21 protein-coding genes are annotated in these 21,806 nt (G+C 41.5%); 15 read left to right on the top strand and 6 right to left on the bottom strand.

The annotated features are described in order from the left end of the window. Positions 1 to 6 precede the first annotated feature (6 nt). Positions 7 to 1,128, top strand: coding sequence for a tripeptidase T (locus NST01_RS10985; protein ID WP_048003058.1), 1,122 nt, complete (start codon positions 7 to 9; stop codon positions 1,126 to 1,128). A gap of 14 nt (positions 1,129 to 1,142) precedes the next feature. Then, positions 1,143 to 1,607 (top strand): chemotaxis protein CheW, encoded by a 465-nt coding sequence (locus tag NST01_RS10980; RefSeq protein WP_008342245.1) that lies wholly within the window; start codon positions 1,143 to 1,145, stop codon positions 1,605 to 1,607. A gap of 126 nt (positions 1,608 to 1,733) precedes the next feature. Here the strand turns inward: NST01_RS10980 and NST01_RS10975 are convergent, their stop codons facing one another. Together NST01_RS10975 and NST01_RS10970 are read right to left on the bottom strand one after the other, a co-directional pair. Next, positions 1,734 to 2,552 carry a membrane protein insertase YidC gene (locus NST01_RS10975; RefSeq protein WP_024718902.1) on the bottom strand — a complete coding sequence of 273 codons (819 nt, stop codon included), beginning with the start codon at positions 2,550 to 2,552 and terminating at the stop codon, positions 1,734 to 1,736. A 25-nt stretch (positions 2,553 to 2,577) separates the two neighbouring features. Then, the gene (locus tag NST01_RS10970) at positions 2,578 to 2,859 is read right to left on the bottom strand and encodes a hypothetical protein (RefSeq protein ID WP_008342247.1); all 282 of its coding nucleotides are present in this window, start codon (positions 2,857 to 2,859) and stop codon (positions 2,578 to 2,580) included. Positions 2,860 to 2,979: 120 nt separating this feature from the next. Here NST01_RS10970 and NST01_RS10965 point away from each other — a divergent pair, with 120 nt between their 5' ends. From NST01_RS10965 to NST01_RS10950, 4 genes are all read left to right on the top strand, one after another. Continuing rightward, positions 2,980 to 4,236, top strand: a complete 1,257-nt coding sequence (locus tag NST01_RS10965; RefSeq protein ID WP_216099380.1) for a DNA polymerase IV — start codon at positions 2,980 to 2,982, stop codon at positions 4,234 to 4,236. Between the two features lie 98 nt (positions 4,237 to 4,334). After that, positions 4,335 to 5,744: an NADP-dependent phosphogluconate dehydrogenase gene (gene gndA / locus NST01_RS10960; RefSeq protein ID WP_017357947.1), complete on the top strand. Its 1,410-nt coding sequence runs from the start codon at positions 4,335 to 4,337 to the stop codon at positions 5,742 to 5,744. 118 nt (positions 5,745 to 5,862) lie between these two features. Next, positions 5,863 to 6,708, top strand: coding sequence for a GRP family sugar transporter (locus tag NST01_RS10955; protein ID WP_024718904.1), 846 nt, complete (start codon positions 5,863 to 5,865; stop codon positions 6,706 to 6,708). Positions 6,709 to 6,722: 14 nt separating this feature from the next. Beyond that, positions 6,723 to 7,508, top strand: coding sequence for an SDR family oxidoreductase (locus NST01_RS10950; protein ID WP_056705213.1), 786 nt, complete (start codon positions 6,723 to 6,725; stop codon positions 7,506 to 7,508). A 119-nt stretch (positions 7,509 to 7,627) separates the two neighbouring features. Here the strand turns inward: NST01_RS10950 and NST01_RS10945 are convergent, their stop codons facing one another. Beyond that, on the bottom strand, positions 7,628 to 8,626 hold the full coding sequence (locus tag NST01_RS10945; protein WP_341041928.1) for a hypothetical protein: 999 nt from the start codon (positions 8,624 to 8,626) through the stop codon (positions 7,628 to 7,630). Between the two features lie 438 nt (positions 8,627 to 9,064). Between NST01_RS10945 and NST01_RS10940 the strand changes: the two genes are divergently transcribed. From NST01_RS10940 to NST01_RS10920, 5 genes are all read left to right on the top strand, one after another. Further along, entirely contained in the window at positions 9,065 to 9,376 is a 312-nt protein-coding gene (locus NST01_RS10940) for a PTS sugar transporter subunit IIB (RefSeq protein ID WP_008342261.1), read from the top strand. Between the two features lie 3 nt (positions 9,377 to 9,379). Next, positions 9,380 to 9,712 (top strand): PTS lactose/cellobiose transporter subunit IIA, encoded by a 333-nt coding sequence (locus tag NST01_RS10935; protein WP_017357943.1) that lies wholly within the window; start codon positions 9,380 to 9,382, stop codon positions 9,710 to 9,712. Positions 9,713 to 9,737: 25 nt separating this feature from the next. Further along, positions 9,738 to 11,084: a PTS cellobiose transporter subunit IIC gene (gene celB / locus NST01_RS10930; RefSeq protein ID WP_007501108.1), complete on the top strand. Its 1,347-nt coding sequence runs from the start codon at positions 9,738 to 9,740 to the stop codon at positions 11,082 to 11,084. Further along, positions 11,068 to 12,474 carry a glycoside hydrolase family 1 protein gene (locus NST01_RS10925; RefSeq protein ID WP_138826037.1) on the top strand — a complete coding sequence of 469 codons (1,407 nt, stop codon included), beginning with the start codon at positions 11,068 to 11,070 and terminating at the stop codon, positions 12,472 to 12,474. The genes celB and NST01_RS10925 overlap by 17 nt, the downstream gene beginning before the upstream one ends. 175 nt (positions 12,475 to 12,649) lie before the next feature. Next, the gene (locus tag NST01_RS10920) at positions 12,650 to 13,372 is read left to right on the top strand and encodes a GntR family transcriptional regulator (RefSeq protein ID WP_326115718.1); all 723 of its coding nucleotides are present in this window, start codon (positions 12,650 to 12,652) and stop codon (positions 13,370 to 13,372) included. A 50-nt stretch (positions 13,373 to 13,422) separates the two neighbouring features. Here NST01_RS10920 and zwf read toward each other — a convergent pair whose 3' ends face one another. Then, a complete protein-coding gene (gene zwf, locus NST01_RS10915; RefSeq protein ID WP_008342269.1) occupies positions 13,423 to 14,898 on the bottom strand; it encodes a glucose-6-phosphate dehydrogenase in 1,476 nt (491 codons plus the stop codon). Positions 14,899 to 15,120: 222 nt separating this feature from the next. On the opposite strand from zwf, the gene rnz reads away from it, so the two are divergent. Both rnz and NST01_RS10905 read left to right on the top strand, forming a co-directional pair. Further along, the gene (gene rnz, locus NST01_RS10910) at positions 15,121 to 16,050 is read left to right on the top strand and encodes a ribonuclease Z (protein WP_035702824.1); all 930 of its coding nucleotides are present in this window, start codon (positions 15,121 to 15,123) and stop codon (positions 16,048 to 16,050) included. A 139-nt stretch (positions 16,051 to 16,189) separates the two neighbouring features. Continuing rightward, a complete protein-coding gene (locus NST01_RS10905; protein ID WP_017357939.1) occupies positions 16,190 to 17,497 on the top strand; it encodes an aminotransferase class I/II-fold pyridoxal phosphate-dependent enzyme in 1,308 nt (435 codons plus the stop codon). A gap of 45 nt (positions 17,498 to 17,542) precedes the next feature. Here the strand turns inward: NST01_RS10905 and NST01_RS10900 are convergent, their stop codons facing one another. Beyond that, positions 17,543 to 18,307 carry an alpha/beta fold hydrolase gene (locus tag NST01_RS10900; protein WP_017367554.1) on the bottom strand — a complete coding sequence of 255 codons (765 nt, stop codon included), beginning with the start codon at positions 18,305 to 18,307 and terminating at the stop codon, positions 17,543 to 17,545. A 119-nt stretch (positions 18,308 to 18,426) separates the two neighbouring features. Continuing rightward, entirely contained in the window at positions 18,427 to 19,443 is a 1,017-nt protein-coding gene (gene namA, locus NST01_RS10895; RefSeq protein WP_017367553.1) for an NADPH dehydrogenase NamA, read from the bottom strand. Between the two features lie 140 nt (positions 19,444 to 19,583). Between namA and NST01_RS10890 the strand changes: the two genes are divergently transcribed. Together NST01_RS10890 and NST01_RS10885 are read left to right on the top strand one after the other, a co-directional pair. After that, positions 19,584 to 21,197, top strand: a complete 1,614-nt coding sequence (locus NST01_RS10890; RefSeq protein WP_341041923.1) for a M20/M25/M40 family metallo-hydrolase — start codon at positions 19,584 to 19,586, stop codon at positions 21,195 to 21,197. A 114-nt stretch (positions 21,198 to 21,311) separates the two neighbouring features. Continuing rightward, positions 21,312 to 21,803 carry a DinB family protein gene (locus NST01_RS10885; protein WP_035390754.1) on the top strand — a complete coding sequence of 164 codons (492 nt, stop codon included), beginning with the start codon at positions 21,312 to 21,314 and terminating at the stop codon, positions 21,801 to 21,803. Positions 21,804 to 21,806 lie beyond the last annotated feature (3 nt).

The raw sequence follows: 21,806 nt of genomic DNA, 5'->3' as shown, positions 1-21,806 counted from the left end.
ATCATCATGATCAATGAGAAACGCTTAATAGACGAATTTTTAGAACTTGTTCAAATCGATTCAGAAACGAAACATGAAGAAAAAATTGTTGAAGTCCTAAAAGAGAAATTTACTGGTTTAGGGCTTAATGTAGTTGAAGATGATTCAAAAGAGACAACCGGCCACGGAGCAGGCAACCTTATTTGCACACTTGAAGGGAATCAAGAGGCAGATACGATTTATTTTACTTCTCATATGGATACAGTTGTACCAGGTAATGGTGTTAAGCCAGTCATTGAAGACGGCTATGTCAAGACAGATGGCACAACCATTCTTGGTGCTGACGATAAAACAGGGCTTGCTGCAATGTTTGAAGCGATCCGTGTCCTAAAAGAGAAAAATGTACCGCATGGCAAGATTGAATTTGTCATTACAGCTGGTGAAGAATCAGGACTTGTAGGAGCAAAAGCGTTAGATCCGAAACTGATGACAGCAAAATATGGTTATGCCCTTGATTCAGATGGCAAGGTCGGTACCATTATCGTGGCTGCGCCAACACAGGCGAAAGTACGTGCAACCATTTACGGAAAAACAGCTCACGCAGGAGTGGCACCTGAAAAAGGCGTCTCTGCGATTACGATTGCATCAAAAGCGATCGCCAGCATGCCGCTTGGCCGTATTGATGAAGAAACAACGGCGAATATTGGCCGCTTTGAAGGCGGAACACAAACGAATATTGTCTGTGATCAAGTGGATATTTTGGCAGAGGCACGTTCTTTAGAACCGGCAAAAATGGAAGCGCAAGTAGCGAAAATGAAAGAAGCCTTTGAAAAAACCGCTAAAGAAATGGGCGGAAGAGCCGATGTACAAATTGACATCATGTATCCAGGCTTTAAATTCTCACACGGCGATCAAGTCGTTGAAGTGGCGAAAAAAGCGGCTGCGAAAATTGGCCGTCCTTCAGAACTACAGACAAGCGGGGGAGGCAGTGATGCAAACGTCATTGCTGGAAATGGCATCCCGACCGTCAACCTAGCTGTTGGATATGAAGATATTCATACGAAAAATGAGAAAATGCCGATTGAAGAATTAGTCAAGACAGCTGAAATGGTTCTCGCCATTATCGAAGAAACGACAAATCCATCGTAAAGGCAGGAGACTCTGTGAGCACGCAAAAGATCATTATTTTCCAAGTGGGACAAGAGGATTTTGGTATCAGCGTAGAACATATACGCTCAATTGAGAAGGTCCCTTATTTACAAGAAGTATCGAACCTTCCAAAAGAGATTAAAGGACTCATGTCGTTAAGAGGAGAGGTCATTCCAGTCAGTGACACAGGTGTCATGCTGCACGGAAAACCTCTGGATGTAACCGAACAGTCTAAGGTTCTACTATTTGAATTGAACGATCAAATGATTGGCTGCCTTGTTTCTGATGCAAAAGATATCATTGATATCGAGCTAAGTGAGATCAAGCCATTTCATATGAACACAAAAGCATCTGAATATTTCTTCGGCGTCGTTGAGAGAGAGAACAAGATGATTTTACAAGTGGACCCTAATAAGTTTCTAGGGAAAATTGAGGATCTTGATCAATTGCCTGAGCGATTGAAAGAGGAATTGGCATAAACAAAGGCCCCTTATCCATGGATAAGGGGTCATTTTGCGTGCCGGAGCTCACGCATCTTTTATTTGTTGCGCTCTACAGAAGACAAATAAAGCCCCCTTATCATGTTCCGGTAAGGGGGCTATAATTTATTCAGCTGCTGGGTTAATTGAATCGTTTGCCGCAGCTTTTGTTTTTGATTTTTGGTACATCACATTTAAAATAATCGTTTGAATGGTGAGTAAAAGTCCACTTGTCATCCAATATAAAGGAAGAGCAGCGGGAGCATTAATTGATAGAAACAGCATCATGACTGGGAAAATCATGCCCATGATTTTTGCTTGTTTCAGTGCAGCTTCTGTTTGGGTGCCTGATTGCTTTGCGAATTTTTGTGTGACATAAAATTGCAAGAAATACATGGCTCCTGCAAAGATCGCCACCAAAAGATCAGTTTGTCCTAAGTTAAACCATAAGAACGAATGTGTTGCGATCTCAGGTGTTGAGCGGATTGCCGAGTAAAAGCCAAGAACAATTGGAATTTGAATCAGCATCGGCAGACAGCCCATTGCCAGCGGGTTCACATTGTTGTCTTTATATACTTTCATCATTTCCATTTGCAGTTCTTTTTGTTTTTCAGGTTCTTTCGTTTTCTTTAATTTGCTTTGTATTTGGTCAATCTGAGGTTTAACGAGTGCCATTTTCTCTTGCATCACTCTCTGCTTTTTAAATTGGTTTGCAAAAAGCGGGAAAATAAGCAGCCGGACAATCAATGTCACGAACATAATAGATAAACCGTAGTCATCATGGAAAAAGTTCGCAAGCCAGATAATCAACTCAGAAAAAGGCTGAACAAAATAATGATGGAAAAACCCATCAGAGCTTGTATTTGTTTGCGCACTGGCAGCAAATGCCGGTGACGCTACCATCATAAAAAATAAAGTCGTACAAATTGTCAATAAACGTTTCAATTCATTTCCTCCTCAATAATAAAATCTAATAAGAGAGAGGAAGCGAATGGTCTTCATCATCATTTGATGATCTTTTCATTCGAATGACTTTACTAATCCAAGTTGTAATGCGATCATATATGATAAACAGAAAGTCTGTTCGATTCAAACAAGATGCATCCAACTCTTCTAAACGATGTCCTCCGAGGTGCTCGTTCATTCGGCAGTCTTTTAATAAGAAAGCAATACCGATGGCGGTCAGCGCTGGAAGAATAATCGTAAAGAATTCAACAAGGAAAAAGACTTCATTGAATGTATCAATAATCATGATTATCACATCCATTTCATTACTCACAGTGTACTATACACCATATGAAATGTCTAATGGAACAAACAGGTGAAATCACGGTGAAGTGAAGGAAAGTAGATCACCTAAGGAGGCAAGCAAATGGCTGATTCTCAAAAGAAGGGGCGAATCATTTTTCATATTGATATGAATAGTTTTTATGCATCGGTAGAAATGGCGTATGATCCTTCTTTGAGAGGGAAACCTTTAGCCATTAGCGGAAATGCAAAAGAGCGCAAAGGGATAGTTGTGACTTGCAGCTACGAGGCAAGAGCACTCGGGGTGAAGCCGCCGATGCCACTCTGGGAAGCGAAGCGGCTATGTCCGGGACTGATTGTGCGTACACCCAACTTCGACCGGTACCGCAGCTCCTCACAAGAGATGTTTACCATACTAAGAGAATATAGTGACTTAGTTGAACCCGTTTCAATTGATGAAGGCTATATTGATTTAACCGATACCCCTTATGCTGAGCATGCCGTGAAAACCGCTCATGATATTCAAACGAGGCTCGTAGAAGAGCTCATGCTTCCATCGAGTATTGGCATTGCACCAAATAAATTTCTAGCGAAGATGGCGTCTAATTGGAAAAAGCCAATGGGCATTACCATTTTGCGTAAACGAGATGTCCCGACAATGCTCTGGCCGCTCCCTGCAGGTGACATGCATGGGGTTGGACAGAAAACGGCAGATAAGCTGAAAACCATCGGAATTCATACTATTGAAGATTTAGCAAAAGCGAATGAATATGCGCTGAAAGAGTTATTAGGCATCAATGGACCGAGGTTAAAGCAAAAAGCAAACGGAGAGCATGACGGCATTGTCGACCCAGAAAGAATATACGAATTTAAATCTGTCGGCAATTCTTCCACTCTTCCTCACGATTCTGATGATACAGATGAACTCGTCTCATTAATAGAGAAACTGTCGCAATCGGTGAGTGCCAGATTACGAAGAAAAGAAGTGATGGCAAACCGGTTGCTCATTATGATTCGGTATGCAAGCTGGAAAAATATCACACGGAGCGTCACACTCACGAATCCAACTGATCGAAATGAAGATCTATTTGAGGCGGCAAAGCAGCTATTCCTAAAGCATTGGAATGACCAGCCTGTAAGACTTTTAGGTGTGACGGGGACCGATCTTGTGGAACGAAAATCAGCTGTCAAGCAACTTGATTTATTCTCTTATACAGAAGATGCAAAAGACGAACCGCTCCAATCTCTTTTAGACGGACTGAAAGAAAAATACGGTAAACCACTCATCCAAAGAGGAGTAACCATTAAGGAAAAAGAGAGCAAAACAAGTGGTACAAGTTTTAATAAAGACTTTTTTCAGGACGAAAGAGGAAATGACTAGCCTGAAAACTTGATAAAAGAGGTGATGTTGTGGTAATTTCAAAGGGTACATCATTTCAGCAGTAATCAATATAGTGTGTTAGAAGGGACGTCAGAATTATGTCAAAACAACAAATCGGTGTCGTTGGACTAGCCGTTATGGGGAAAAATCTTGCCCTAAATATTGAAAGCCGCGGTTTCTCCGTGTCCGTTTATAACAGATCTAGCAGCAAAACAGAAGAGTTTCTTCAAGAATCACAAGGGAAAAACGTTGTAGGCACATACAGCATTGAAGAATTTGTTCAATCGCTTGAAACGCCGCGTAAAATTCTTTTAATGGTAAAAGCGGGTGCAGCAACAGATGCAACCATTCAATCATTACTGCCTCACCTAGAGAAAGGTGACATTTTAATTGATGGTGGAAATACATATTACAAGGATACACAAAGACGTAACCAAGAGCTTGCGGAAAGTGGTATTCACTTCATTGGTACAGGTGTTTCTGGCGGTGAAGAAGGCGCACTTAAAGGTCCTTCTATCATGCCTGGCGGTCAAAAAGAAGCGCACGAGCTAGTGAAACCAATTTTAGAAGCCATCTCTGCGAAAGTAGATGGTGAGCCTTGTACAACGTATATCGGTCCAGATGGAGCAGGACATTATGTCAAAATGGTTCATAACGGTATCGAGTACGGAGACATGCAATTGATCTCTGAATCATACTTTATCTTGAAGCATGTGGCAGGATTGTCAGCAGAGGAGCTTCATGAAGTATTCTCAGAGTGGAATAAAGGCGAACTTGACAGCTATTTAATTGAAATTACAGCTGACATTTTCACAAAAGTGGATGAAGAAACAAATCAGCCGCTTGTGGATGTGATCTTAGATAAAGCTGGACAAAAAGGAACTGGGAAATGGACGAGCCAAAGCTCTCTTGATCTAGGTGTTCCGCTTCCAATCATTACTGAATCTGTTTTCGCGCGTTACATTTCAGCAATGAAAGATGAGCGTGTTGAAGCAAGTCAATTAATTGAAGGCCCTAAGCCAGCGCAATCAGCAGAGAATAAACAAGAGCTGATCGAAGCGGTTAGAAAAGCCCTATTCATGAGTAAAATCTGCTCATATGCACAAGGTTTTGCGCAAATGAAAGCAGCGTCTGATGAGTATAACTGGGATTTGAAATACGGTGAAATTGCGATGATCTTCCGTGGTGGATGTATCATTCGTGCAGCCTTCCTGCAGCAAATCAAAGAAGCATATGACCGTAACCCTGAATTGAAAAACCTATTGCTTGATCCTTACTTCAAGGATATCGTAGAAAGCTATCAATCATCACTTCGTAAAGTGATTTCACTTGCAGTAGAACAAGGTGTTCCTGTTCCTTCATTCTCAAGTGCACTAGCTTACTTTGATAGCTATCGTACAGCTGTCCTTCCAGCTAACTTAATTCAAGCACAGCGTGACTACTTCGGCGCACATACGTATGAGCGCACAGATAAAGAAGGCGTCTTCCATACTGAATGGATGAAATAAGTATAAAACCTCAAAAGACCTTACCTTTGGTAAGGTCTTTTTTGTGTTTACATCTATTCGGCTAAAAATCCGAAAAAGAGGGATGCTAAGTAAAAAAGAACAGAAAGTAGGGATAGAAGTGGGCATTTTATATGCACTTCTCCCAGCGATATTTTGGGGAAGTATTGTTCTCATCAGTGTCAAACTTGGCGGGAATGCCTATCAGCAAACACTCGGCATTACCCTCGGCGCTTTTTTGTTTTCAATCGGCGCCTATTTGATCAAAATGCCGGAACTGACACCGCTTATTTTTGCGGTTTCCGTTATCTCTGGGATCTTTTGGAGTATTGGGCAAATGAATCAGCTTTCAAGTGTCGCCTTTCTAGGGGTGTCAAAGGCTGTTCCTTTATCAACGGGTATGCAGCTTGTGAGCACGACATTATTTGGTGTCATTGTCTTCAAAGAATGGCAGACCATGACGGTCATACTTATTGGTTCTTGTGCCATTTTATTTATTATTGCTGGCGTTGTCATGACATCCCTCGGTCAAAAAAAGAGTGGCGGGAACGAAGGCGGCAATTTTAAAAAGGGAATCATCATTTTGCTCATCTCAACCGTAGGCTACGTCGGATACGTCGTCATTTTAAGATGGTTTCATATAGATGGCTGGTCTGCGCTCGTTCCGCAATCTGTCGGCATGCTGCTTTCATCGTTAGCGATTAGTCTAAAGCAAGACCCGTTTAGCAAATATACGTTCAGAAATATCATTGCTGGTCTTGTGTGGTCGACAGGAAATCTAGGGCTTCTTTTGGCGATTCCACTCATTGGCGTAGCAGTAAGTTTTTCCATGTCTCAAACAGGAATTGTCATCTCGACTTTAGGCGGTATTTATTTATTAAAAGAGAAAGCATCTAAAACAAGCTTTGTCATTGCAGGCTGCTTGATGATTATCGCAGGTGGTGTGCTACTAGGTTTTACAAAATAGGAGGTTTTAAGCGAATGTATCCAGATTTGGAAGGAAAAACAGTTCTCATCACAGGAGCAGGTACAGGGATAGGTCAGGCGATGGCGCGCCGGTTTGGACAAGAAAAAGCCAATGTAGTGATCAATTATTTCTCAGATAAAGAAAACCCGGACGACACGATTGCTGAGATTCAAAAAAGTGGCGGACAGGCTGTGAAAATTCAAGGGGATGTATCAAAAGAAGAGGATATGAAGGCGATGATTAATCAAGCTGTTGATACATATGGCAGTCTTGATGTCATGATCAATAATGCAGGAATTGAAAATGAAGTTCCTTCAACTGAAATGACGCTAGATAACTGGAACAAAGTGATGTCCACCAATTTAACAGGTATGTTTTTAGGGTGCCGTGATGCATTAAAGTATATGACAGAACACGGGATCGAGGGGTCGATTATTAATATGTCGTCGGTCCATCAGCAAATTCCGTGGCCTCATTTTGTCCATTATGCAGCAAGTAAAGGAGGCGCCAAGCTTTTGACAGAAACGCTGGCACTAGAATATGCCCCTAAAAAAATCCGTGTAAACAGTATTGCACCAGGTGCAATTGATACCCCCATCAATGCCGAAAAATTTAATGATCCAGCATTGAAAAAGGGCGTCATTGAGCTGATACCAATTGGCTATATCGGAAAGCCTGAAGAAGTGGCAGCATGTGCTGTCTGGCTTGCATCAAAAGAAGCGAGCTATGTGACAGGGTTGACGTTATATGTAGACGGCGGTATGACCAAGTACCCGGGATTCCAAGCAGGAAAAGGATAATCGTGCATATGTTGATCACGGGCTGGGCTCAGAGGATAACACAACATCAAATTATGATCTAGTATGTTGTCATGCTAGTGAAAAGCGTGAGCATAAACATTGCACACGCTTTTATCCATTTATTCGCCTTTTTTAAATATGGCTTCTTTGTTCTTCACGATGATGCCTACTTTCGTTTTGACACGAGGAACGCCATCTTTTTGAAGATAATCATATAAAATGGGTTCTATTTCATTGATATCTGTACGAAGTATTTTAGGTGATAACTCCTCGATAAATGGATCGTTTTTAACTGCTAGACAGTTCGCCATTGTATCGAGTGCAATTAAACTGAAAGGTCTTCCTTGGTTTAGCCAAGATTTCATTCTGAGCCATGTTGGAAAGCATGCTGATGCCAACCTGCCCCAACTGTCGTTAAAAGAGGAGCAATGAGACTCCATCCAATCAAGTATGTGATGTGAACGGAAACGATATAGGCTGGAGAGAGCCATCATTGGCAATTCCTTTTCACTTACACATTTCAATTGATCAAAAATACGTCTCATTCCTTCCTCGGCTGGTAAACTACTGGCTGCTGCCCAAGAAAGCGGATGAAAAAATTTATCGGCATCATTCTCCCAAAGCTCTCTTACCCAATCCGAAGTTGCAGTACCTAAAACATCAGCTGCGATCTCCAGCATTCTTGATTTGACTTCATGATTTTCCGTTCCATAAAATCTAGCTTTTACAGACATCAACATTTTTTGTGTATCGTGTTTTTTCAGGGCATTGATGACATCGTATTGAAGAAACCATCTTGTGATTGAGAAATCTAATAAAGACTCCAAATCATGTTGAACCGCTTGTAATGTGGGTATTTTCTCTTCTGCTGTGACCAATACATCTTCTTCTGGCTGACAAGCCTCTCCGTCTTCTTCATAAAAATCATCGTGCAATAAAAATTTCTTTGGAGAGTGGATGATCGCTAAGTGATACCATTCAATTGGCCGTAAAGAATAGGTTAAGAGCCGCCTGTGACAATCATTGCATAAACGATAAGGCTGAGCTGGTTCATCAGAAATTTTTACAACATCAATCTCGTTTCTTTTACAGGCTTCACACAAATGAGTGACTGCCATGATATCGACTCCCTTTGATTGCAAAGATAAGAATAGATTCGAAAAGTAGCAGCAAAAGACGTTTACCTATCCATCAAATTGAGTGGGAATAGAAACTGTTTCCATCTCTGGGCAGTTACTTCTCATGATTTATGGGATGAAAAATTGGGTTTTTGAATGAGCTAAGTCATTCGCACTTATTTTAACAAAGTTCTCAAAGACTGTCTTCAGAAGAAGAAGCTACTTTATGGTTCATTCGGAGAGTATTTTTTAAAAGAAAAGGGTGTCTCGTTCATATCTGGATGAGATCTTTTTTGTTCTGAAAGCTTGTTGTGAGTATTGATACGGTCATTTTTAAAATAAAATACAGACATATATAATTAAATGTCTAGACATTTAAAAATAAAAATATATAATATTAACTGGAAGCGCTTTTATTACAACAATGGGGTGAGAGAAATGAAACGTATTTTATTAGCATGCAGTTCAGGTATGTCTACGAGTTTACTAGTCACAAAGATGAAAGCACATGCTGAGTCTATAGGGGAAGAAGCAGAGATTTGGGCAGTCGGACAAGACCAAGCGAGAAAAGAAATGGCACATGCCGATGTTGTATTAATTGGACCGCAAATGAGCTTTTTAAAAGGGGATCTTCAAAAAGAAGCTCAAAAATATGGGATTGAAGTAGAGGTCATCGATATGCAGGCGTATGGGCTAGCAGATGGACAAAAAGCGTATGAACAAGCGGTTTCATTGATGGGGGAATCTTAAAGGATGGAAAAGAAAACGCTCGAAGGACTCACGGAAGAACAAATCAGTTTTCAATTGATCTTACACAGCGGAAATGCACGAAGCAAATTGCTTCAATCTCTTAAACAATTTAGAGAAGGTCATGAAACAGTAGCATCTGACCTTCTCAAAGAAGCGGAAGATGATTTGCGGAATGCACATGATATCCATTTTCAAATGGTACAGCAAGAGGCAAGCGGAGAAACGATTTCATTCTCCTTGCTGCTCATGCATGCCGAAGATCATTTCATGTCAACGATGACAATAAAAGAGCTTGTGGGAGAGCTCTTACCGATATTGCAATCACTGAAACAATAAAGGGTGTAAACAAGGGGGGAAACCAATGTTTGATAAAATAAGTGCGATTTTGGTTCCGATTGCTGGGAGATTGAACAACAATCGCTATCTAGGGGTATTAAGGGATGCCTTTATGCTTGCGTTCCCATTAACAATTTTTGGTTCCATCATGGTCGTATTAATGAATTTGCCATTTTTAGATAAGATCATGAGTCAAACAGCACTGGAAGGTGTTCAGTCTGCACTGAATATTGCACCTAGTGCGACCATCAGCATTATGAGTGTGTTTGTTGTATTTGGGATTGGCTACTATTTATCGAAAAGCTATGATGTGGAAGCTGTCTTTGGCGGTGTGATCGCTTTAGCCTCTTTCCTGCTCCTTACGCCATTTTTACTAGAACAAGAGGGCGGTGCATCCATTGCAGGCGTCATCCCAGTCGATCGTTTAGGCGCAAAGGGAATGTTCCTTGGAATGATCACAGGCTTTTTGTCAGCTGAAATTTATCGCTATTTTGTCCAAAAGAAATTTGTCATCAATATGCCGCAAGGGGTTCCGCCAGCTGTTTCTAAGTCTTTTGCTGCACTTATCCCGGCTACTTTGACACTTACAACCTTTTTACTGATCAATATCATCATTACACAAGGGTTCAAAACCAACATGCATGACTTGATTTACAATGCGATTCAGGCGCCGCTTGTCGGACTTGGGAGCGGTATCATTCCGACCTTGATCGCTATTTTCTTTATACAAATTCTTTGGTTCTTTGGGCTCCACGGCCAAATTATTATCAACTCTGTCATGGACCCGATTTGGAATACATTGTCCATTCAAAATCTAGAAAGCTACACAAAAACAGGTGAGGTTCCGAACATCATCAGCAAGCAGTTTATCGAAATCTATACAGTGGGTATGGGTGGAACCGGTATGACGCTAGCTGTTGTGTTCACGATTTTAATTTTTCTTAAAAGTAAGCAATTGAAACAAGTAGCAAAGCTCGGCTTAGGACCAGGTTTATTTAACGTCAATGAACCCATTATCTTCGGTTTACCGATTGTGATGAACCCGCTTATTCTCATTCCATGGATTTTGGCGCCAATGGTGATTACTTGTATTTCTTATTTTGCGATGGCCGCAGGTATTGTGCCGCCTCCGACAGGCGTGAATATACCTTGGACAGTACCGATCTTTATTAGCGGAGTCATGGCAACAAATTCATTAGCGGGCGGTCTGCTTCAGCTGTTTAATTTAATGATTGTGTTTGTCATTTGGTTCCCGTTCCTAAAATTTATTGATCGTATGAATGTGAAAAATGAAAAAATAGTCACGACAGAAAAAACGAAACAAACAAACATCAAAGGTGAAGGAGACTCAATACATGTCGATGGAAACTAACAGTCAATCATATACATTTCCAGAAGGTTTCTGGTGGGGATCTTCTGCCTCTGCTACGCAAACAGAAGGCAGTTATCCAGGAGATGGAAAGGGACCGAACATTTGGGATCACTGGTTTGAAAAAGAGCCGAATCGTTTTTTTCAGGGCGTCGGTCCAGGTGTAACCTCACAATTTTATCGTAAATACAAAGAGGATATCCGCCTCATGAAGGAGATTGGGCACAACTCGTTTCGTCTATCTATTTCATGGTCACGCCTTTTACCTGAGGGAAAAGGGGCTGTTAATGAAGAAGCTGTGGCTTTTTACAATGATGTGATCAATGAACTGATAGCGAATGACATTGAACCGTTTGTGAACTTGTATCATTTTGATATGCCAATGGCGCTTCAGGAGACGGGAGGATGGGTAAACAGGCAGGTTGTAGACGATTATGTCAGCTATGCGACATTGTGTTTTCAGCTATTTGGCGACCGGGTGAAAAAATGGTTTACCCATAACGAGCCGATTGTCCCTGTAGAGGGTGGATATATGTATAGCTTCCATTATCCAAACGAAGTTGATTTCCAAAAGGCAGTGCAAGTTGGATTTCATGAGATTTTATCAAATGCTAAGGCCATTGCGGCTTATAAAGAGATGAAGCAGGATGGGAAAATAGGCATTATCCTGAACCTTACTCCTTCGTATCCACGAAGCCAGAATCCGCGGGATGTCGAAGCAGCTGAGATGGCTGACGCCTTCTTTAACCGGTCCTTCCTAGATCCAGCAGTGAAAGGACATTTCCCTGAAAAGCTAGTGGACGTGTTAAAGAAAGAAGGATTGATGCCGGCTATGGAGGAAGGAGACCTTGAACTCATTCAAGAGAACACGATCGACCTTCTCGGCATCAACTATTATCAGCCAAGAAGAGTGAAAGCAAAGGAACATATGCCTCACCCTGATGCACCATTTATGCCAGATCATTATTTTGATTCTTTTGAAATGCCGGGCAGAAAAATGAATGTGTACCGCGGCTGGGAAATCTATGAAAAGGGTATTTACGATATATTGAAAAAAGTCCAGACAGACTATGGGAATATTGAATGCTTTATTTCTGAAAATGGAATGGGTGTCGAAGGAGAAGAGCGGTTTCAGGATGAAGAAGGAATGATTCATGACGATTACCGCATTGATTTTATTTCTGAGCATCTTAAATGGGTGCATCAAGCCATTCAAGAAGGAAGTCATGTAAAAGGCTATCATCTGTGGACGTTTATGGATAATTGGTCATGGTCGAATGCCTATAAAAATCGCTATGGATTTGTCTCAGTGGACCTTGAGAATGACGGGAAACGTACCATCAAAAAAAGTGGCTATTGGTTTCAATCGGTTTCAGAGAATAATGGTTTCTAATCAAGATACTTGCTCTTTCCTTGAAAAGGGCAAGTATTTTTCTTATGTAAAGATGAAAGGGTTGAAATGAAAGTGGCTCGAACCTTTTAAGCGCACTAGGCTTAGTGTAGAATGAGAGGAAGGCTAGAAAGCGCTATAATAGGATATGAAAAAACAAGTCAGTTGGTGGTGTGAGATGACAAAGTACGAACTCATTTCAGAAGAAATTAGAAAAAGAATAGGAACAGCATATTATCCAGAAGATCAACCCATTCCAGATGAAAACTCGCTTGCCGCTGAATTTAAATGCAGCAGAATGACGATGAAGCGTGCGCTCGATCTTTTAGTGGCGGAAGGTCTGCTCTTTAGAAAAAGAGGTCATGGCACATTTATTGTGAAGGCAGCACTAAATCAAGGTGCGATCAACGTATCAGGTCATGAAAATAAAGGGTTCACGAAAGTGATGGCAGATAAAAACGTGACGAGCCAAATCATTCGCTTTGATGTGCATTTTCCAAGTGAAGAGGTGGCAGCTCATTTATCCATTGACTCAAGCACACCCGTCTATGACATTATTCGGCTTCGTTTGGTGGAAGAAGAGCCATATGTATTAGAAAAAACCTTTATGCCTGTCAATGTCATTAAGGGAATAGATGAAGAGGTTTTATTGGGTTCCATCTATAGCTACATTACAAACACACTGCAATTAAAAGTAGCAGGAGCGCACAAAAAAATTAGAGCGGCTAAATCAGATCAGCTTGATCAGCAATATTTAGGCTGTGACCCTTCGGATCCGGTGCTAGAAGTGGAGCAGGTGGCTTATTTAAACACAGGCCGGCCGTTTGAATATTCTTTTAGCCATCATCGCTATGATAAATTTGATTTTTCAACAGTTGAAATTACGAAAACACGACTTTAAAAAAAGAGCAGAACCCCCTCAATCGGGAGACTGCTCTTTTTTTGTTGATTTTATATATTCCACCAGTGATATCCATCTTTTTCAAGAAGCTGATCTGCTTCTTTTGGTCCCATAGAACCAGCAGGATAATTTGGTTTTAACGTTTTGGTTTCAGCCCATTTTTCTGAAATTGGATCAACAAAGTTCCAAGACAGTGCTACTTCATCCCAGTGGGCAAAGTTTGTTGCGTCACCTAGCAAACAGTCATGAATTAGCTTTTCATACGCTTCTGGTGTATTCATGATGTCGTTGTAATTTGTTTGATAGTCAAGCTTAATTGGTTTAGCATACGTTCCGCCATCAAGCTTGCGAGCATTCAGGTGAAGGGTGATGCCTTCGTCTGGCTGAATGTGAATCACAAGTAAGTTTGGATGCATGGAATTCCCGTTTCCGTAGTACAGGTTCATCGGAATGTCTTTAAATTGCACCACGATTTGAGTGGATTTTTTTTCTAGACGTTTTCCTGTACGAATGTAAAATGGTACCCCGGCCCATCTGAAGTTATCGATGAGAAGTTTTCCTGCAACGAATGTTTCTGTGTTGGAGTTTGGGTCCACATTTTGCTCTTCAAGATAGGAAGGAACCATATTGCCATCAATCGTTCCTGCATCATATTGTCCGCGGACAAAGAATTGATCCACTTCATCTTTCGAGAATGGACGAAGCGCACGCAATGCTTTCCGTTTTTCGCTACGGATTTCCTCTGTATTGAGCTTAATCGGTGGCTCCATGGCTAGCAGTGCAACCATTTGAAGCATATGGTTTTGGACCATATCTCTCAGTGCACCAGAACTCTCGTAATATCTCGCACGGTCTTCGACACCTAATGATTCACTCGATGTGATTTGAATGTTTGAGATATAGCGGTTTGTCCAAAGCGGTTCAAAGATCGCATTCGCAAAACGAATTACCTCAATGTTTTGCACCATCTGTTTACCAAGATAGTGGTCAATACGATAAATTTGATCCTCTGTAAATGCATCTCGGATCTCTTCATTTAATGTTTTGGCACTAGGCAGGTCATGACCAAACGGTTTTTCAATAACAAGTCGAGACCATCCAGTCGTTTCTGATACGCCTTCACTTTTTAAAAACTTCGCAATGGTTCCGAAGAATTCTGGTGCCATCGCTAAATAGAACATCCGGTTATTCGGGATACTGTATGTATCTTCAAGACCAGAAAGAAGTGTGTTCAGTGCTTGATAGGAAGCGGGACTTGAAACATCAAAATCATGGTAATAGAAATGAGAAATAAATTCCTCTGCTTTTGCTTCTGCATCATCAGAAGAGACCGATTCTTTTACCACAGCTCTTAGGTCTTCATGAGACCAAGGACGACGTCCAACACCTACAACAGCGAATTGATCTCCAAGCTTTCCGCTATGATAAAGTCTATGTATAGAAGGGTAGAGCTTGCGTTTTGCAAGGTCTCCTGTTGCGCCAAAGATGACAATGACTGCTTTTGGATAGTTAGTTTCTGTATTCACGAAAAGTACCTCACTTTATTCGTAGCATTGTTGTAAAAACCGAGAATGTATGTACATTTTCTTTATTTTAAAGGTTCATTGTTCGTAAAGCAAACATTTGATTCGACTTTTTCTGCCCAAGTTTGACTTTTTTCAAAAATTCCGCTGAATTCACATTTATCCTGTCTTCATGTATTCTATATGAATGAAGAGATTGTATACCGGCTGTAGGAGGAAATCGTAATGGAACTGCTCTTTTTAGGAACAGGTGCAGGCATTCCTGCAAAAACAAGAAACGTCACTTGCACTGCGCTGAAGCTTTTAGAAGAGAGAAAAGCCGTGTGGCTTTTTGATTGCGGAGAAGCGACGCAGCATCAAATATTACATACAACGATTAAACCAAGAAAAATTGAGAAGATCTTTATCACGCATATGCACGGTGATCATGTATATGGTCTCCCGGGTCTGCTTGGCAGCAGGTCCTTTCAAGGCGGAGAGGATAAATTGACGATATATGGTCCAAGCGGCATTAAAGCTTTTGTAAACGCGGCACTTTCAGCGACACAAACGCATTTGACTTATCCGCTGCATATCATAGAAATAGAGGAAGGGATCGTTTTTGAAGATGATACCTTTCAAGTAGAAGCAAAACGAGTGTCTCATGGGATCCCAGCTTACGGTTATCGGGTCGTGGAAAAAGATGTACCCGGTGCACTAAAAGCCGAAGACCTAAAAAAAATCGGTGTAAAACCTGGACCTTTGTATCAGAAGTTGAAAAATGGGGAAACCGTTACACTCGAAGATGGAAGAATGATTGATGGAACCGATTATTTGGAACCCCCTAAAAAAGGGAGAATCGTTGCATTTTCAGGAGATACCCGTTTGTGCGAGAATATAACAAGGCTTGCCAAGAATGCGGATGTGTTAGTCCATGAAGCAACATTTGGGAAAGAAGATGCAGAACTAGCCTATAATTATTATCACAGTACGACAGAACAGGCAGCAAAAACAGCGCAGGAAGCAGGCGCAAAAAGACTGATTTTGACTCATATTAGTGCACGGTACCAAGGGGAAGAGTCAATGAAACAATTACTCAAAGAAGCCCGCGATATATTCCCGCTGACTGAAGCTGCACATGATTTCTTTTCTTTTCCTATAGACCGTACCCTGTAAAAATTGGATGAATCGTCAAAAATAGTTGTGTGATTTTTTTGATATTTATGATGACGCTCTTTTTCAGGTAGTGGTAAAATGGTGAAGAAAAAACAAATGACGAATTACACTATGAAGAATACGGGAGGCACAATCAAAGATGAGCGGTTTTACAGCGTTAAGTGAAGCAGAATTAAATGACCTATATGCAGCACGACAAAAAGAATTTGAAACGTACAAAAGTAAAAACTTACACTTAGACATGTCAAGAGGGAAACCTTCTCCAAAACAGCTCGATTTATCTATGGGCATGCTCGATGTCGTGACATCAAAGGATGCAATGACAGCTGAGGATGGTACAGATGTGCGAAACTATGGCGGCTTGACAGGCCTTCCTGAAACAAAGAAATTTTTTGCAAGTGTGCTCAATCTGAAGCCAGAACAAATCATCATTGGCGGTAATTCTAGTCTGAATATGATGCATGACACAATTGCACGTGCTATGACTCACGGCGTATATGGCAGCAAAACACCTTGGGGAGAGCTTCCAAAGGTAAAATTCCTTGCACCAAGCCCAGGATATGATCGTCATTTTGCCATTTGTGAGCATTTTAACATAGAGATGATTACGGTAGATATGAAGTCGGATGGACCTGACATGGATCAGGTGGAAAAATTGGTTGCAGAAGATGAAGCCATCAAAGGGATTTGGTGTGTACCGAAATATAGTAACCCTGACGGCATTACGTATTCAGATGAGGTTGTTGACCGTCTTGCTTCTATGCAGACAAAAGCAGACGACTTCCGTATTTTTTGGGATGATGCCTATGCAGTCCACCATCTAACAGATACGCCTGATACGTTAAAAGATATTTTTCAAGCAGTAGACAAAGCAGGACATGCAAACCGTGTGTTTATGTTCGCCTCTACTTCTAAAATTACGTTCCCAGGCTCGGGTGTTGCACTGATGGCATCTAGTCAGGACAACGTCAGCTTTATTCAAAAACAGCTATCAGTTCAAACCATTGGGCCAGATAAAATCAATCAATTAAGACACCTTCGTTTCTTCAAGAATCCAGAAGGATTGAAGGAACATATGAAAAAGCATGCAGCGATTATTAAGCCGAAATTTGACCTCGTTCTTTCGATCCTTGATGAAAAGCTTGGTGGAACAGGCATCGCTGAGTGGCACAAACCAAATGGCGGATATTTTATCAGCTTAAATACACTCGATCATTGTGCAAAAGCTGTTGTGCAAAAAGCGAAAGAAGCCGGTGTGACACTAACAGGTGCAGGGGCGACATATCCTTATGGAAACGATCCGCTTGATCGTAACATCCGTATTGCGCCAACGTTCCCAACACTTGAAGAACTAGAGCAGGCGATTGACATCTTTACGTTATGCGTTCAGCTTGTCAGCATTGAAAAGTTGCTGTCTGAGAAAAGTCAATCAGCACCAACGGTATAACGAAAAAAACTCCTTGACTGATGTCCGGTCAAGGAGTTTTTGTTTTTAGTTAGCTGTTTGATAATAAGTGGCAGGCTGTTTTGCTGCACACCATACATCATAAATCGCAAGCTGCACAATATGTGGTTCATCGTGATGAATATAGTGCGAGCTGTTCTGCGCCTGAATCCATCCGCTTTGGGATGACAATGTGAGCATTCGTTTATGAAGCCTGAGCCAAGCTTCATGTGCTGGATGAAACAAGCGGCTTTTGCCTGATGAAATGACAAGAAGGGGCATCATCCCATAATGCGTTTGCTCCTCTTTGGTCGTACGCAGCATTTGCTCAAAGTCCTCATGTGTACATTCTGCTGTGAACTGCGTCATATATGAAGTGCGTTCTTCCTTTGATAAGAGCGGCAGAATGACCTGCTCTTGCTCCTCACTTGCTGGGTCTAGAAGGACCATACCGATAACATCTTCTTTTCTGCGGCTTGCCCATAAGCGGCTGACAAGAGAGCCAAATGAGTGCGCCACAATGAGAAATGGCGGCTGAATATTGGCTTGATGTAAGAGTGTATCTAAATCATCCGCAAGATCATGCAAAGTTCTTCCTTCTTTGCTTTCGCTGCTTTTTCCATTACCTAAACGGTCATATAAGAAAACACCAAGCTCTGGGTCAATATCACGAGCGATATTCGCCCACGTATCGCCTGAAATTCCATATCCTGCTTCAAAAATAATGGTGGCTTCCTTTTTCCCTTGACGATGCTTTGTATAAAAGTGATGTCCATCTATATGATACGTTCTTTCAATCAATGCCGAGTTCATTCTTCCATCTCCTCTAAGTGGTTCTTTAGCTAAAAGACGGCACAAAAGGCAAAGATGTTTCTCTTAAAAACAAAAAAGATGCCTATTTCAAAAAATAGACACCTTTTTGCTTAGAGATGTTACCAAGCACGATCGTATTGGCGCGGGCTTTCGATGGATGTACGAAGCTCTTTAGCGGCTGTTTTTGGGAAATACGGATCCCGTAAAAATTCTCTGCCGATAAAGATCAAGTCAGCACGCTGATTTTGTAAAATTTCTTCGGCCTGTATACCAGATGTGATCATACCGACAGCGGCTGTTTGGATGCCGGCACCTTCTCTTATTTTCTCAGCAAAGGTGACTTGGTAGCCGGGGAATGTGTTAATGCTGGCTTGCACCACAGCGCCTGAGCTCACATCAATTAGATCGACTCCTTGCTCTTTCAGCCATGCGGCAATGCCAATATAATCTGCAATATCTAGTCCCTTTGTTGTGTAATCAGAAGCGGATACACGGACAAATAATGGTCCATCCCACACTTCATTGACTGCATCAACCACTTCTCTCAAGAAGCGATAACGATTTTCTGGTGAACCGCCATATTCATCTGTCCGGTGATTGGCAAGCGGTGAGAGAAATTCGTTAATCAAATAGCCATGCGCACCATGAATCTCAATGATGTCAAATCCAGCTTTCTTGGCGCGGACAGCGGCATCTTGAAACGCCTGAACTGTGTCTTTTATTTGATCGATAGACATCTCAAGAGGTGTTTTAGATTGCTCGTCAAATGGAATGCTGGATGGAGCAAGAATGTCACCATCTAGCTCAGCCTTGCGTCCTGCATGGGCTAGCTGGATGGCCGTTTTTGTTCCGTACGCTTTGATTTGTTCGTTTAATGAGGCAAATCCTTCAATGTGCTCATCACTCCAAATTCCGAGGTCCTGATCACTAATTCTTCCCTCAGGTGAAACAGCACTTGCCTCGACCATAATTAATCCGGCCTGACCTTGCGCACGGGAAATATAATGTGCAAAGTGGAAAGGCTGTAATTTTCCATCACGGTCATAGGATGAATACATACACATCGGGGACATGACGATGCGGTTTTTGAGTGTGACACCTTTTAATGTCCAAGGTGAAAAAAGCTTTGTTTCCAATTACCTTCGCCTCCTCATAGAATGGTATAGCCGATTATAACAGCCATTCAAACATTCGTCATAAAAGGTGCTCAAACCATATAGCTTTTGTACATGATTTTGTATAATGAAAGATATGGACATCAAAGGGGGATAAACGGATGAAATGGCAAACGGAAAGTGAACTAAAGGAGCTACTCACAGCTCTTATGCAGTATGAAAGCATATCTGGTACAACGGGAGAAGTCGCATTAGCGGAATATTTATATTACTTGCTGAGGGAGCGGCCGTATTTTGAACAGCATCCTGATCACTTGGCTTTGCATCCAATGAAAGATGGCCGGTATTTTTTAACGGCACTTGTCAAACGAAGTACGTTGCCACGTACTGTTTTACTCCTCAGCCATTTTGATGTCGTGGATACAGAGGATTACGGAGAATTTCAAAATATGGCGTGTAAGCCCGAAGAGTTAATGGCGTCCTTTTCTCAAAAAAGTGCACTTCTTCCAAAAAGGGCAAGAGAGGATTTAGCTTCAGGTGACTGGCTGTTTGGACGAGGGTCCATGGATATGAAAGCAGGCCTGACTGTCCAGCTTTCCATGCTAGAAAGAGCCATGGCGGGGAGGTTTGAAGGAAATATTCTGCTCGTCACAGTGCCAGATGAAGAAGTGAATTCACAGGGGATGCTGGAGGCTGTTCCGAAACTAAAGGAGCTCAAGCAGAAGTATGACCTTGATTATACCGCGTGTTTAAACAGTGAGCCGATGTTTGAAAAGTATCCCGGGGATGCGCACCAATACATCTATACAGGTAGTATAGGGAAGGTACTTGCGGGATTTTTCTGCAAAGGAATTGAAACACATGTAGGTGAGCCCTTCTCAGGATTAAATGCAAATTTTATGGTATCTGAATTAAACAGGCTGTTAGAACTGAATAGTGATTATTGTGAGGAAGTAGATGGTGAAGTGACACCACCTCCGACCAATTTGATGCAAAAGGATTTGAAAGAAGCTTACTCTGTTCAAACGCCTCACACGGCTGTTTCTTTATTTAATGTGCTGATGATGAACCGCTCTAGTGAAGAGCTTCACGGGCTCCTCTATGAAACTGCGAAACAAGCAGCAGCCCAAATCGAAGCCAATCTCAAACAGAAAACCGCTGCATTTCAACGCTTTAAACATTTTACACCCATCGATACAAACATCACGGTGTTAACGTATCATGAGCTGTACGAAAAAGCTGCTGAACGATCCGGCAAGCAGGAGGTCGAGCGAATTGTCAACTACGCCTTTGCCAACCGGGGTGAGCTAGGGGATCGTGATTTTTCAACCAAAATTGTATCAGAACTGACGACCCTTTGTAAGGAAGATGGAGCACTGATTGTGTTGTTTTATAGTCCGCCATTTTACCCATCTGTTTCTTCAACAGATAATCTGCATATTCAAACGACCTTAAAGAAGATTCAAAGAGAAGCAAAAGAGATCTATGGAATCGAAGTAGAAGAAGTCAAATATTTTCCTGGTTTATCTGATTTAAGCTACTTACAGCTTGAAAATCAAGATATAGAGGATTATACAGCCAACATGCCGCTATACCAAAAAGGTTACTCGTTACCACAAGGAGAAAAAGAAGCTCTTAACGTTCCTGTCATCAACGTTGGTCCATTAGGAAAGGATGCGCACAAATGGACAGAACGGCTGCATGTCCCATTCTCTTTTGGCGTTTTGCCGTCGCTCTTACAATCAACAATTCATGCTTTATTAGAAAAGAATTAAGTGAAAGCTCTATCGTCATGATAGGGCTTTTCTTGATATCAATCACCTTCTGTCTAAAGAAATAGAGTATGATATAGAATAATACTTACATATATTTGAAGGGGGATTGTGAGAGTGAAAACAGGAGTACTAACAAAAACAGAGATCATGAGATCACTTCATGAGAGTTTGCGTAAGCTTGAGGAGTTAGTATGGACATGTGATGAGGCTACATTAGATGAATCTTTTGGGGAAGGCAAGTGGTCGATTAAACAAATTGTTGGACATTTGTATGATACAGAAGAAGTCTGGTCAGAGCGGATAGAGCAGGCAATATCAAATGAGCACACGCTTTTCGCATCATATGATCCAGAGATATATGTGAAGGGAAGAGCTTATGAAATGTATACCGCACAAGAGGTCAGTGCATTGATTGAACGCCTAAAAGAAAGCAGAAACAAAACACTGCAGCTATTAGAAAAGGATACATGGGATTTTTCAGGCCTCCATCCTGAAGAAGGGATGATGACAGTCCAAATTTTAGCTGAAACCATTGCTTTACATGAAATTCATCACCTCGATCAAATCAAAGCCATCATGTCCATGAGAGCATCGAGTGATAGATGAAAA

Source organism: Bacillus sp. FSL R7-0166 (assembly GCF_038008935.1).
GTDB classification, from domain to species: domain Bacteria; phylum Bacillota; class Bacilli; order Bacillales; family Bacillaceae; genus Bacillus; species Bacillus altitudinis.
The sequence above is the reverse complement of the archived record's forward strand: the minus strand, read 5'-3'. Positions and strand labels throughout refer to the sequence as shown.